Origin of the sequence: Croceicoccus sediminis, assembly GCF_007570835.1 — a bacterium.
GTDB classification, from domain to species: Bacteria; Pseudomonadota; Alphaproteobacteria; order Sphingomonadales; family Sphingomonadaceae; genus Croceicoccus; species Croceicoccus sediminis.
Genome location: NZ_SUNC01000001.1, coordinates 330,853 through 343,637, shown reverse-complemented (window position 1 = coordinate 343,637; position 12,785 = coordinate 330,853). Strand labels below are relative to the sequence as shown.

Sequence of the window (12,785 nt, the reverse complement as noted above, 5' to 3'; positions counted from 1 at the left end):
ATGAAAGCAGACAGTGTCCTGGCAACGATCGGCAATACGCCGCATATCCGGCTTTCTCGGATGTTCCCCGACCATGAAGTCTGGGTAAAGTCCGAACGCACCAATCCAGGCGGGTCGATCAAGGACCGCATCGCCCTGGCCATGGTCGAGGCGGCGGAAGCATCCGGCGATCTTTCCCCCGGCGGCACGATCATCGAACCGACATCGGGCAATACCGGCATCGGTCTTGCGATGGTCGCCGCGGTGAAGGGCTACAAGCTCATCCTCGTCATGCCGGATTCGATGTCGATCGAACGCCGCCGCCTGATGCTGGCCTATGGCGCGACGTTCGACCTTACCCCGCGGGAACTGGGCATGAAGGGCGCGCTGGCGCGGGCGCAGGAATTGCTGGACGAAATGCCGGGAAGCTGGATGCCGCAGCAGTTCGAAAACGCCGCCAATCCGAAGATTCATGCCGAAACCACGGCCAGGGAAATCCTTGCCGATTTCGCCGATACGCCGATCGACGTCATGATCACGGGCGTTGGCACCGGCGGCCACCTGACCGGCTGTGCTGAAGAGCTGAAAAAGTCCTGGCCCGAGATGAAGGCCTATGCGGTCGAGCCCGAACTTTCGCCGGTCATTTCGGGCGGACAGCCGGGCCCTCACCCCATCCAGGGGATCGGCGCGGGCTTCATTCCCGAAAACCTCCACACGCGATCGATCGACGGAGCCATTCCGGTCGACGCCGCCCAGGCCAAGGAAATGGCGCGCAAGTGCGCGTCGACCGAAGGCCTGCTCGTCGGGATCAGTTCGGGCGCGACGCTCACCGCGATCGCGAAGAAGCTGGAAAGCCTGCCCGCTGGGGCACGCGTTCTGGGCTTCAACTACGATACGGGCGAGCGTTACCTTTCGGTACCCGACTTCCTGCCTGAATGACCGGCGCTGCCGGGCCTCAGCCCATACGGGCAAAGGCCTCGGCAGGCATGGCCATGATCGTTTCGGCTCCTGCCTGAAGCTTGCGACGTAGCGCGCCCGCTTCGGGCAGGTGCGATTCGGCGAAATGACGGGCAGTCAGGATTTTCGCTTCCATGAAGCCTGCGTCTTCGGCCCCATCCGAAAGCGCCGCCGATGCGGCCATGGCTGAGCGCAGCCACATCCAGCCCATCGAAACCAGGCCCAGAATTTCCATGTAGTGATAGGCCGCCGACCCGGCATTGTTCGGATTGGCAGCGGCGTTCTGCATCAGCCACATCGATGCAGCCTTCAGTTCGCCATTCGCCTTCTCAAGCGCGGTCGCAAGTTCCGCGACCTTGTCGTTGCCCGCAGCTGCGGCGATATCCTTGTCGACCATCGCGAAGAACGACTGGATCGCGCGCCCGCCATGCATCGGCAGCTTGCGACCGACAAGGTCCATCGCCTGAACGCCGTTCGCGCCTTCGTAGATCTGCGTAATGCGGGCATCGCGGACGAACTGCTCCATGCCGTTTTCGGCGATGTAGCCGTGGCCGCCCCAGACCTGCTGCATGTCCTGTGCGACACGCATGCCGATGTCGGTACCGATGGCTTTCACCACGGGCGTCAGCAGCTGGACCATGTCGTCGGCGGCCTGCCGTTCGTCTTCACCGGTTGCGTGCTTGGCGATATCGCCGTTCAGCGCGACCCACAGGGCCAGCGCTCGCATGCCTTCGGTCCGCGCGCGGGCGTCCATCAACAGGCGGCGCACATCGGGATGCACGATCAGCATGTCCGCGCTTTCGCCCGGATCTTTCGGACCGGTCAACGCCCTGCCCTGACGGCGGTCCAGCGCATAGGCGGCGCCGTTCTGATAAGCGTTCTCCGCCTGAGAAAAGCCCTGCAGACCGACCCAAAGGCGCGCCGCGTTCATCATGATGAACATGGCGGAAAGGCCCTTGTTCTCCTCGCCGATCAGGAAGCCCTTGGCTCCGTCGTAGTTCATCACGCAGGTGGAATTCGCGTGAATGCCCATCTTTTCCTCGATCGAACCGCAGGAAAGCGAATTGCGCTCCCCCGGATTCCCGTCGGCATCGGGAATGAACTTGGGCACGATGAACATCGAAATGCCCTTGGTCCCCTTCGGCGCATCGGGCGTCCGGGCCAGGACAAGATGGACGATATTGTCCGTCAGTTCGTGTTCGCCCGAAGAGATGAAAATCTTGGTGCCAGTAATCGCGTACGAACCATCGTCGTTCGGCTCTGCCCGTGTGCGCAGCAGGCCAAGGTCGGTGCCGCAATGCGGTTCGGTCAGATTCATGGTGCCCGACCATTCGCCGCTCGACATCTTGGGAAGATAAAGCTCGCGCTGTTCTTCCGACCCGCGCAGCTCGATCGCCTCGACCGCACCGGACGTCAGGCCGAAATACATCGCGAACGCCATGTTGGCGGAGGTGAAATATTCCTCGACGGCAAAACCCAGAACGCCAGGCAACCCCTGCCCGCCGTGTTCGGCCGGCATCGCCAGCGTCGTCCAGCCGGATTCGAGCACTTTGGCGTAAAGCTCCTTGAACCCGTCGGGAGTGGTGACCGAACCGTCGTCGTTGCGGGTGCAGCCCTGCCGATCGGAAGGAAAGTTCGTGGGGGCGACGACTTCGGCGAAAAAGCGGCCCGCCTCTTCAAGGATCGGCAAGATCATGTCGGCGTCGAAATCCTCGAAACCGGGCTTTCCTGCCATGCCAGGCAGGTTGATCACGTTTTCCAGCACGAAGCGCGTGTCGCGAACGGGGGCAGTATAAGTAGGCATTTCAATCCTCTCGCTTGGCCAGGTTCAGCCTGCTGTTCACGCTGTCGATGAATTCGTGAAGCACGCCCATGGCCCAATCAATGTCCTGTTTCTGACGTTCGAGCTTCGCGAGCTGTTCATGGCAACGCTCCAGCGTCACCTTGCGCTGCGTCGTCCGTCCGTCGTCGAGATCGTAGAGATCGAGCATCTCGCCCACTTCCTTGAGCGAGAACCCGACGCTCTTGGCGCGTTCGATCCAGCGCAGGCGTGCATGATCGCGCGCAGAATAGATCCGCTGGGTTCCGATACGCTCGGGGAAGATCAGCCCCTGCTCTTCATAAAAGCGAAGGGCACGCGCCGTGATGCCATACTCTGCCGACAATTCGGCAATGGTCCATGTCCTGTCATCGGAGGCGGCGGCACGATCTGTCATGCCGCTGATTTAATTTACGCTTACGTCAACGTCAAGAGATTCGCTCGAGCCCCTCGCTCGTCACCCGGCGATAGAAACAGGTCGGCGCATTGGTGTGACAGGCAGGCCCGGCGGCATCGACCCGCAGGACAAGGCAATCCTGATCGCAGTCGACCAGCATCTCCACCAGTCGAAGGACGTGCCCCGACGTCTCGCCCTTCTTCCAAAGCTTGCCCCGCGAACGCGACCAGAAATGCGCAAATCCGGTATCTCGGGTCAATTTCAGCGCGTCTTCGTTCATGTGCGCGACCATCAGCACCTGTCCGCCATCAGCATCGACGCAGACCGCGGTGATCAGCCCCTTCTCGTCGAAACGGGGCTTGAACTGGTCAGTGGTCTCGACGGTATCGGTCGTCATGGGGCCTCGCAAGATTCGAAAAGAGGTAGCGACATATGCGCCACATAGCGCCTGTTGCACGATAGGCACAGCGTTGCATAATTTCCATGGTCGAACGCAATGAATCCTTCCACGACCCCCATCACTAGGGCACAAGGCGCCCACGGCTTGAGGGAGCCGGACCCGCTCGAAAGAGCGGTAGACGTTGTCCAGGACGTCCTCTGAAGCGGTCAACGTTCAGGGATCGGTGATACCGGGGGGTATCACCTAAAAGAGGGGCCGGATGGCAGCTCGGGATCGGCGGGATCCCTGTAGCGCTTAACCGGTCAGTCACGCGGACGCCCGAGGCCCACGGTCTCGGGCGTTTCGCGTTTTGGGACATCTTGTGCGTGACGCACACGGGCATAGCACGCGATTACAACGCGATCCGCACCTGCCTTTTTCAACACGCGGACACAGGCATCGCTGGTCGCGCCGCTGGTCAGGACATCGTCGACAAGGATGATGTTACGGCCGCGAATGGCCAACTCAACCCGCGGATTGCAAGCGATGGCCCCTTTCAGCGCATCGCGCCTCTGCCCAGGGTCCAGCCCGCCCAGACTGGGCGTAGCCTTGCGGCGCAGCAGCAGGTCCGGTCGAAATTCCAGCCCCAGTGTTCCTGCCACGACTTTCGCCAGCATCGCCGACTGGTTGTACCCACGCTTCCACAGCCGCCAGCGATGAAGGGGAACCGGCGTTACCAGCGGGTTTTCGCCGCCGATCTGCCCGATCCGCGCCGCGATGGTCCGGCCCATGGGGCCAGCAAGCGCGATCCTGCCGCCGTGCTTGAAGTGCAATACCATTTCTCGAGAGACATCGCCGTAGATCGTAGCGGCAGCGATACCATCATGCATCGGCGTGTCGGCAAGGCAGCGTGCGCATTGCGCCTCGGCACCGAAATGGTCGGCTCCGAACGGATGTTGGCAAGTCGCGCACCACGGCTGGCCGGGTAATTGCAGCTTCCCCCAGCACGGGGCACAAAACGCATCGTCACCCGTAGGCGAACCGCCCGCGATGCCGTTGCCGCAAGCAGGGCAGCGCGGCGGATAGACGAAGTCCAGAATCGGCGCAAAGGTCTGACGAAACGACACTTTGTCATGATTGCCCGCCCGGCCCCTGTGCTGCAAGCTTGCACCCCTGCCCCATCCACGGCACAGGTCCGCGCATGGACACCCCTCCCTCGCCGCCCGTTATCTTTTCAAACCGTCGACGGCTGGCCTCCCGCGCCCGCATGGCGGCCCTGCGCCAGCGCGGCGATGCGGTTTCCACGATCTCGCGTGAAATCGCGGCGGATGCGATCGACCGTCTCGGCTTCCTTAACCGCACGTTCGATCGCGCGCTGGTCATCGGCGATGTTACCGGCGCATTTGCCGCGCATTTGCGCGATCAGGGCAGCACGGTCGAGGTCGCGGACCCGAGCGGGCATTTCGGCGAAGAGATCGACGAGGAAAAGCCGATTGCCGGCGGTCCTTACGACCTGATCGCTTCGTTGGGTCTCCTCGACACGGTCAACGATTTGCCCGGTGCGCTCATCCTGATGCGCCGCGCGCTTGCCGCCGATGGGTTGATGATCGCCAGCTTCCTGGCTGCCGGTTCGCTGCCGGCCCTGCGCAAGGCGATGCTCCTGGGCGATGGCGAACGCCCTGCCCCGCGGATCCATCCTCAAGTCGACGTGCGCGCTGCGGGGCAATTGATGACGCGGCTTGGCTATGCCAGTCCCGTCGTCGATGGCTGGGGGTTCGACGTCGCTTTTGAAAGCCTCGACCAGCTGGTCGGCGATTTGCGCGCGCAGGCCCTCGGCAACGTGCTGGCCGATCCGGGGCCGCCCGTGAGCAAGGCCGGATTGCAGCGCGCCCGAAACGCATTCGCGGACGAAGCCGGTGAAGACGGCCTCATCCGCGAACGGTTCGAAGTTGTCACGCTCAGCGGGTGGACCCCAGCGCCGCGTGGATAACCGGGCCCCGCAAGGTTAGCGAAGCCCCGTTCGGTCAGGCTTTCAACGCCGCCTGCGCAGCGGCCAGGCGGGCAATCGGCACGCGGTAGGGCGACGCAGATACGTAATCGAGGCCGACCTTCTCGCAGAAAGCGATAGACGCCGGGTCGCCGCCATGTTCGCCGCAGATGCCCAGCTTGATTTCAGGGCGCGTAGCCCGGCCGCGCTCTGCCGCCAGTTCGACAAGCTGTCCGACGCCCTCGATATCAAGCGTGACGAACGGATCGCGCGGATAGATGCCCTTGTCGACGTAGGGGCCGAGGAACCGTGCCGCATCGTCACGGCTGACGCCGAGCGTGGTCTGCGTCAGATCGTTGGTGCCGAACGAGAAGAACGCACCTTCTTCTGCGATCTCGCCCGCCATCAGTGCGGCGCGCGGAAGTTCGATCATCGTGCCGACCAGATAGTCCAGAGTGCGTCCCTTGGCCGCGAACACCTCGGCAGCGGTCTTGTCGACCAGTGCCTTGAGGATCGCCAGTTCGCGCTTGGTTGCGACCAGCGGGATCATGACCTCGGGAACGGGCGCTTCGCCGCTTTCGACCGCGACTTCGATAGCCGCTTCGAAAATGGCCTGAGCCTGCATCTCGTAGATTTCGGGGAACGTGATGCCAAGGCGGCAGCCACGATGGCCCAGCATCGGGTTGAACTCGTGCAGTTCGTCCGCACGGCGCTTCAGGTGATCGATGCCGTAACCGGTAATTTCGGCCAGCTCCGCGAACTCGGCATCGCCCTGCGGCAGGAATTCGTGCAGCGGCGGGTCGAGCAGGCGGATGGTGACGGGAAGCCCCGCCATCTCGGTGAAGATCGCCTTGAAGTCGCTGCGCTGTTCGGGAAGCAGCTTGGCAAGCGCGGCCTCGCGGCCCTTCTTGTCTTCGGCCAGGATCATCTGGCGCACGCTGGAAATCCGGCCCGCGTCGAAGAACATGTGCTCGGTCCGGCAAAGGCCGATGCCCTCCGCACCGAACTGGCGCGCCATCTTGCAGTCGGCGGGCGTTTCGGCGTTCGTGCGGACCTTCATGCGGCGCTTTGCGTCGGCCCATTCCATGAGCGTTGCGAAATCGCCGACCAGTTCGGGTTCGATCGTCGGAACCGCGCCCAGCATGACTTCGCCCGAAGCGCCGTCGAGCGTGAGGATATCGCCTTCCTTGATCTCGGTCGAACCGATGCGCGCGGTCTTGGTCTTGCGGTCGATCGACAGGGCGGACGCTCCCGATACGCAGGGACGGCCCATGCCGCGGGCGACGACGGCCGCGTGACTGGTCATACCGCCACGCGCTGTCAGGATGCCCCGTGCCGCGTGCATGCCGTGAATGTCTTCAGGCGACGTCTCGACACGAACGAGGATGACCTCTTCGCCTCGGTCGGCCAAGTTTTCGGCGGTATCGGCATCGAACACGACCTTGCCCGAAGCCGCGCCCGGCGATGCGGGCAGGCCCACGGTCAGGACATGACGGTGCGCATCGGGATCGAGCGTGGGGTGCAAAAGCTGGTCGAGCGCCATGGGATCGATCCGGGCGATCGCGGTCGCCTCGTCGATCAGGCCTTCGCTCACCATGTCGACAGCCATCTTCAGCGCGGCCTTCGCCGTGCGTTTGCCGTTGCGGGTCTGCAGCATCCACAGCTTGCCCTGCTGGACCGTGAATTCGATGTCCTGCATGTCGCGATAGTGCTTTTCGAGCATGTCGAACACGCTCGCCAGCTGCCCGTAGGCATCGGGCATCGCTTCTTCCATCGATTCGGCCTGCGCGCCCGCAGCCTCGCGCGCCGCCTTCGTCAGGTACTGCGGCGTGCGGATGCCGGCGACGACGTCTTCGCCCTGTGCGTTGATCAGGTATTCGCCGTAATAGGCGCGCTCGCCCGTCGCGGGATCGCGAGTGAAGGCAACGCCGGTGGCCGAAGTATCGCCCATGTTGCCGAAGACCATCGCCTGGACGTTGACGGCCGTGCCCCAGCCGCCCGGGATGTCGTTCAACCGGCGATAGACTTTCGCACGGTCCGAATCCCAGCTGGCGAAGACCGCCTCGATCGCGCCCCAAAGCTGTTCGGTCGGGTCCTGCGGGAACGGGTGGCCAAGCTCACGCTCAGCGATTTCCTTGTATTCGCCGACCAGCGCCTTCCAGTCATCGGAAGTCAGCTCGATATCGTTGTAGTAACCCTTGTCCTCCTTGGCGATTTCGAGAGCTTCCTCGAACAGGCCGTGGTCGAGGCCGAGAACGACATCGGAATACATCTGGATGAAGCGGCGGTACGAATCCCAGGCAAAGCGTTCGTCGCCCGACACGCTTGCAAGCCCGACGACCGTCGCATCGTTGAGGCCGAGGTTGAGGACGGTGTCCATCATGCCGGGCATCGAAACGCGGGCACCTGAACGGACGGAGACGAGCAGCGGGTCTGCCGCATCGCCGAATTTCTTGCCGACGGTCTGTTCGATATGGCCCAGCGCAGAGCCGACATCGGCGCGCAGCGCGTCATCGAAATTCGCGCCTTCGGCAAGGTATTTGACGCACATTTCGGTGGTGATCGTGAAGCCCGGAGGAACAGGAAGACCGATCGAGGCCATTTCGGCCAGATTGGCGCCCTTGCCGCCGGTGACCGTCTTGTCCTTCGCCCGCGGATCGTCCGAAACCGCGTTCCCTCCGAAGGTGTAGACATATTGCGTCATGATACCTTTGACCTCTTGTTGCGATACCCTGCAGTGCAGCAAAAACGACACGTTCGGGTTCAATTCTCCCTCAGTGGCGCCCGTGTAGTGTTACAATTGCAAAGAGTCAGCCCTCGATTCTGGAAAAGTCTGCCACCTTGTGCACCGCAGCAACGAACTGCGCCAGAAGCGCAAGCCTTGCCGACCGCTTTGCCGGGTCCGGATCGTTGACCGTCACGTCGTCAAAGAACGCGTCGATCGGCGCACGCAGCGTTGCCAGTGCAGCCATCGCCGCGCCGAAGTCCTCTGCCGCGATTGCCGCGTTCGCAGCCGGTTCCGCCCGGTCGAGCGCGTCGACCAATGCCTGTTCGGAAGGTTCGCGATCATAGCTGGCGGACTTGCCACGCTGGGCGTAGATTTCGCGCATGGCCGGATCGTCGACGTTTTCGAGCGGGTCTTCCTCGCCCGTGCTGGCGATGCGGTCGGTGCCTTCGTAGCCTTCCTTTTTCAGGATGTTTGCGGCGCGCTTGTATCCGGCGAGCAGGTTTGCACCGTCTTCGCCGGTCAGGAATGCAGCTAGCGAGCGTGCGCGTGCCTCGACCCGGTCGACGCGGAAGTCGGTACGGCCTTTCCATTCGCGCGATGCGGCGATGTAGTCGTGTCGGACGCCCTGATCCTTCAGTTGGACCGAGAGTCGATCGAGCAGGAATTCAGAGATTTTTTCGGCCAGCGCCGCGTGCGGGCGGCCTTCCCAGGCATGGACGACGGTATCGAGCGAAAGTTCGAGCCCGTTTTCTTGGACCAGTCGCAAATACCCCAAGGCCGCTCGGCGCAGCGCAAACGGGTCTTTCGAGCCTGTCGGCAGAATGCCAATCTTGAAAAAGCTGAGAAGGTTGTCGAGCCGGTCGGCCAGCGCGACCGCCACCGTCGTCGGCGCGGTGGGCACTTCGTCGTTCAGGCCCGCGGGCTTGTAGTGGTCGCGGATGGCATCCGCGACTTCGTCGGGCAGACCTTCGGCACGGGCGTAGTAGCCGCCCATCAATCCCTGAAGCTCAGGAAATTCCCCGACCATTTCGGTCACGAGATCGGCCTTGCAAAGCTCCGCTGCCCTACGGGCGAGTTTATGATCGCCGTTGGGCGCCTTGGCGTCGAAGACCAGCCAATCGGCCAGCTTGGCAACGCGCCGGACCTTGTCCGCCACGGTGCCCAGCTTTTCATGGAAGGTGATCCGCTCCAGCTTCTTGGCGTGTTCGGCCAGCGCCGTCTTCTGGTCGACTTCCCAGAAGAAGCGCGCGTCCGACAGGCGGGCGGCGAGGACCTTGCGGTTGCCGTCCACGATCACCGCCGGATCGTCCGCCGCGATGTTCGCTGTACAGACGAAGGCGTTGGCCAGATTGCCGTCCGCGTCGTTGCACACGAAGTATTTCTGGTTCGTGCGCGCGGTCAGCTGAATGACCTCGGGCGGCACGTCGAGGAAGCTTTCGTCGAACCGGCCCAAAAGCGGCGCGGGCCATTCGGTAAGCCCTGCGTTCTCGATCACCAGTCCTTCGTCCTCGACCAGAACCAGTCCGGCCGCGCTCGCCGCGTCCTTGGCCTGTGAACGGACGAGGTCCTGACGTTCTGCGTGGTCGACGACGACGTGGCAGGCACGCAGCTTTTCGACATAGTCGTCGGCCCCGCCGATGGTGATCTCGCCGCTATGGTGGAACCTGTGGCCCAGTGTTGCATAGCCCGAGACAACGCCGCCGACTTCACACTCGACCAGTTGTTCGCCCAGGATCGCCACGATGCCCGAAAGCGGACGGACCCAGCGCAGGCTCTCCGTGCTGATCGAAGCAGCGCCCCAGCGCATCGACTTGGGCCAGGGAAATGCACGCACGATCGCGGGGATCGCGTCGGCCAGAACGTCCTTCACGTCGCGGCCCGGAATGTTCTTCACCGCGAAATAGGTCGCACGGCCCTTTACGTCGCGCACTTCCAGCTGGTCACGCGTCACGCCGTTCTTCTTGCAGAAGCCGTCGATGGCCTGATCCGGCGCGCCCTCGGGCGGCCCCTTGGCCTCTTCGCTGACTGCCTCGGTCCGTTCGGGCATGTCGGCGACGACAAGGGCCAGGCGGCGCGGGGTCGACCAGACCGTGATTGCACCGTGATCGACGCCCGCCGCGCTCATCTGTTCACGGAAGAGGCGTTCCAGATCTGCGCGGGCACCGGCCTGCATACGGGCGGGAATTTCCTCGCAGCGCAGTTCGAGCAGAAAGTCCGTCATGCTGCCCACTCCGGATAAGCTTCGGCCCACTGGTCGGAATACTTCGCCATGTACGCCTCGCACGAACCGCGCGCGAGATCGCGGACCTGCGCCATGTAACTGGCGCGTTCCTGCACGGAAATCACGCCGCGCGCCTGAAGAAGATTGAACACGTGGCTCGCCTCGATCGCCTGTTCGTAGGCGGGGATCGGCAGGCCCTTTTCGAGGCAAAGCTTGCACTCTGCCGATGCCTTGCGGAACAAGTCGAACAGCGCGTCGGTGTCGGCAACCTCGAAGTTCCAGGTCGACATCTGGCGCTCGTTTTCAAGGAAAACGTCGCCATAGGAAACGCCCTGCTGGTTGAAGGCAAGGTCATAGACGTTGTCGACGCCCTGAATGTACATGGCGAGACGTTCCAGCCCGTACGTCAGCTCACCGGCGACCGGCTTGCAGTCGAAGCCGCCCATCTGCTGGAAGTACGTGAACTGCGTCACTTCCATCCCGTCGCACCAGACTTCCCAGCCAAGACCCCAGGCGCCCAGAGTCGGGCTTTCCCAGTCGTCTTCGACGAACCGGATGTCGTGCTTCAACGGGTCGATCCCGATGACGCGCAGGCTGTCGAGATACCAGTCCTGAATCTCAGGCGGGCTCGGCTTCAGGATCACCTGATACTGGTAATAATGCTGAAGCCGGTTCGGGTTCTCGCCATAGCGGCCGTCGGTCGGGCGGCGGCAGGGCTGCACGAAGGCGGCATTCCACGGTTCGGGGCCAAGCGCGCGCAGCGTCGTTGCCGGGTGGAAGGTCCCTGCGCCCATGCGCATGTCATAGGGCTGAAGAATGAGGCATCCCTTCGCGCTCCAGAAATCGTGGAGGGCGAGGATCATGTCCTGAAAGGATCGGGTCGGATCGCGTGTCATGCGCGGGGCAATGACGCGTGGCGTCAAGGGCGTCAATGGCGCTTGCGTCTCAATCCTGACAGCTACCGCGTCTTGTCATGCAATCGTGACGTAATGTCAGGTTATCTTGACAATGTCAGCGAATCGCGACATTGTGTCAGGCATACCTTACAAAGAAAGAGTTTGTTCGATGGTTCTTCCCTTCCGCTCCTCAACCGATCGGCGTGCTCGTGCGTTCATGACCGCCGCGCATCTTGGTGGCTTCGCGACACTACTCAACATCGTTGCCTACGATTTCGGCTGGCCCGACTTCGTGAAAGGGCTGTCGGTCGGAATGCTGTTAGCCAGCCTTGTCGCGATCGCGCTGCGCCGCCGCACTGACGAATTCATGGAAGTCCTTTTCAACGCGGGCACTGTGGCCTGCTTTGCCGCGGTCGTCGTCCTGTTCTTCCTGCCCTACCTGATTGCCGCCCTGACTGGCGCGTCGATCACAGGCCCGACCTTCGACGCGACGCCGCCGAACGGCTTTGGCTTGCACAAGGCGGCGCTGGCGCTGCTGGCCTTCTATGCCGCTTTCCACTGGCGCTGGCTGCGGACACGGGCGTGAACAACCGATTGAGAGTGCTGCGCGCCGAGCGGCAGTGGAGCCAGGCCGAACTTGGCGCCCGGCTGGACGTATCGCGACAGGCCGTGAACGCGATCGAGACCGGAAAGCACGATCCGTCGCTTCCCCTCGCCTTTCGCATCGCCCGTCTGTTCGACATGAAGATTGAGGACATTTTCGACGATGGTAACGCATAACGATCCCGCCGCCGAACACGGTTTCGGCCATTCTCCCGTCGCGAAGACCATCCTTGCCACGCTCGCAAGTCTTGGCGGCCTGTTCTGCATCGGCATCGTGACCGGCATAACCACGGCAGGGCTGGAAAAGGGCAGCCTGTCGATACGCGCCGGCCTTATCGGCACGGCATGCCTCGTTATCGGCGTCTTGCTGTTCTGGCAGGCTTTTCGAATGATCCGAGGCATCTTTGCAGAGCCGGTCGGCAAAAGCACGCGGCGTGCCCGCATGCTGACGGTGGTGTCACTGGCTCTGGGCGTGGCGATCGGCATTATGCTCAGCGTTGGCGAGTCGGGTCGCAGCCCCCTGGTGTCCGGTGACGACATTTCGCCGACGGTCGCCGTGATCCTTGCGGTCTGTGCGCTGGTGGTCGTCCCGGTCCTGACGCTCGTCTGGTTCCGCGCGCTCGATGAACATGAGGCTGCTGCCTATTCGATTGGCGCGCTCGTGGCGCTCAACTGCAACATCGCCCTGACCGCAGCGTGGTGGGTGCTCGCCAAGGGCGGGCTGGCCACCCCGGTCGAAGCTATGCCCATCTTCCTAATGACGATGGTGGTGTGGTCCGCCGTGTGGATCTGGAAGCGATACTTTTGATCCGTCACTTT

At 62.9% G+C, this 12,785-nt stretch carries 12 protein-coding genes; 5 read left to right on the top strand and 7 right to left on the bottom strand.

The genetic code is table 11. From position 1 onward, the window contains the following. Positions 1-918, top strand: a complete 918-nt coding sequence (gene cysK / locus FAX90_RS01430) for a cysteine synthase A (RefSeq protein WP_144094862.1) — start codon at positions 1-3, stop codon at positions 916-918. A 16-nt stretch (positions 919-934) separates the two neighbouring features. Here the strand turns inward: cysK and FAX90_RS01425 are convergent, their stop codons facing one another. The 4 genes from FAX90_RS01425 to FAX90_RS01410 form a co-directional block, all read right to left on the bottom strand. After that, a complete protein-coding gene (locus FAX90_RS01425; RefSeq protein WP_144094860.1) occupies positions 935-2,740 on the bottom strand; it encodes an acyl-CoA dehydrogenase C-terminal domain-containing protein in 1,806 nt (601 codons plus the stop codon). A 1-nt stretch (position 2,741) separates the two neighbouring features. Then, positions 2,742-3,152, bottom strand: a complete 411-nt coding sequence (locus FAX90_RS01420; protein ID WP_144094858.1) for a MerR family transcriptional regulator — start codon at positions 3,150-3,152, stop codon at positions 2,742-2,744. 31 nt (positions 3,153-3,183) lie between these two features. Further along, positions 3,184-3,549 (bottom strand): phosphoribosyl-AMP cyclohydrolase, encoded by a 366-nt coding sequence (gene hisI / locus FAX90_RS01415; RefSeq protein WP_144094855.1) that lies wholly within the window; start codon positions 3,547-3,549, stop codon positions 3,184-3,186. Positions 3,550-3,854: 305 nt separating this feature from the next. Then, positions 3,855-4,658, bottom strand: coding sequence for a ComF family protein (locus FAX90_RS01410; RefSeq protein WP_144094853.1), 804 nt, complete (start codon positions 4,656-4,658; stop codon positions 3,855-3,857). A gap of 140 nt (positions 4,659-4,798) precedes the next feature. On the opposite strand from FAX90_RS01410, the gene FAX90_RS01405 reads away from it, so the two are divergent. After that, positions 4,799-5,521, top strand: coding sequence for a methyltransferase domain-containing protein (locus FAX90_RS01405; protein ID WP_240704661.1), 723 nt, complete (start codon positions 4,799-4,801; stop codon positions 5,519-5,521). A gap of 34 nt (positions 5,522-5,555) precedes the next feature. Here FAX90_RS01405 and ppdK read toward each other — a convergent pair whose 3' ends face one another. The 3 genes from ppdK to FAX90_RS01390 form a co-directional block, all read right to left on the bottom strand. Continuing rightward, positions 5,556-8,222, bottom strand: a complete 2,667-nt coding sequence (gene ppdK / locus FAX90_RS01400) for a pyruvate, phosphate dikinase (RefSeq protein ID WP_144094849.1) — start codon at positions 8,220-8,222, stop codon at positions 5,556-5,558. Positions 8,223-8,328: 106 nt separating this feature from the next. Beyond that, complete coding sequence (gene glyS / locus FAX90_RS01395) at positions 8,329-10,467, bottom strand: glycine--tRNA ligase subunit beta (protein ID WP_144094846.1); 2,139 nt, start codon at positions 10,465-10,467, stop codon at positions 8,329-8,331. After that, positions 10,464-11,363: a glycine--tRNA ligase subunit alpha gene (locus FAX90_RS01390; RefSeq protein ID WP_144094845.1), complete on the bottom strand. Its 900-nt coding sequence runs from the start codon at positions 11,361-11,363 to the stop codon at positions 10,464-10,466. The genes glyS and FAX90_RS01390 overlap by 4 nt, the downstream gene beginning before the upstream one ends. Before the next feature lie 169 nt (positions 11,364-11,532). Between FAX90_RS01390 and FAX90_RS01385 the strand changes: the two genes are divergently transcribed. From FAX90_RS01385 to FAX90_RS01375, 3 genes are read left to right on the top strand one after another with little or no spacing between them, the layout of a single operon-like run. Next, positions 11,533-11,949 carry a hypothetical protein gene (locus FAX90_RS01385; protein WP_205700604.1) on the top strand — a complete coding sequence of 139 codons (417 nt, stop codon included), beginning with the start codon at positions 11,533-11,535 and terminating at the stop codon, positions 11,947-11,949. Then, entirely contained in the window at positions 11,946-12,143 is a 198-nt protein-coding gene (locus FAX90_RS01380; RefSeq protein WP_144094841.1) for a helix-turn-helix transcriptional regulator, read from the top strand. Before FAX90_RS01385 ends, FAX90_RS01380 begins: the two co-directional genes overlap by 4 nt. Then, complete coding sequence (locus tag FAX90_RS01375; protein ID WP_144094839.1) at positions 12,130-12,774, top strand: hypothetical protein; 645 nt, start codon at positions 12,130-12,132, stop codon at positions 12,772-12,774. Before FAX90_RS01380 ends, FAX90_RS01375 begins: the two co-directional genes overlap by 14 nt. Positions 12,775-12,785 lie beyond the last annotated feature (11 nt).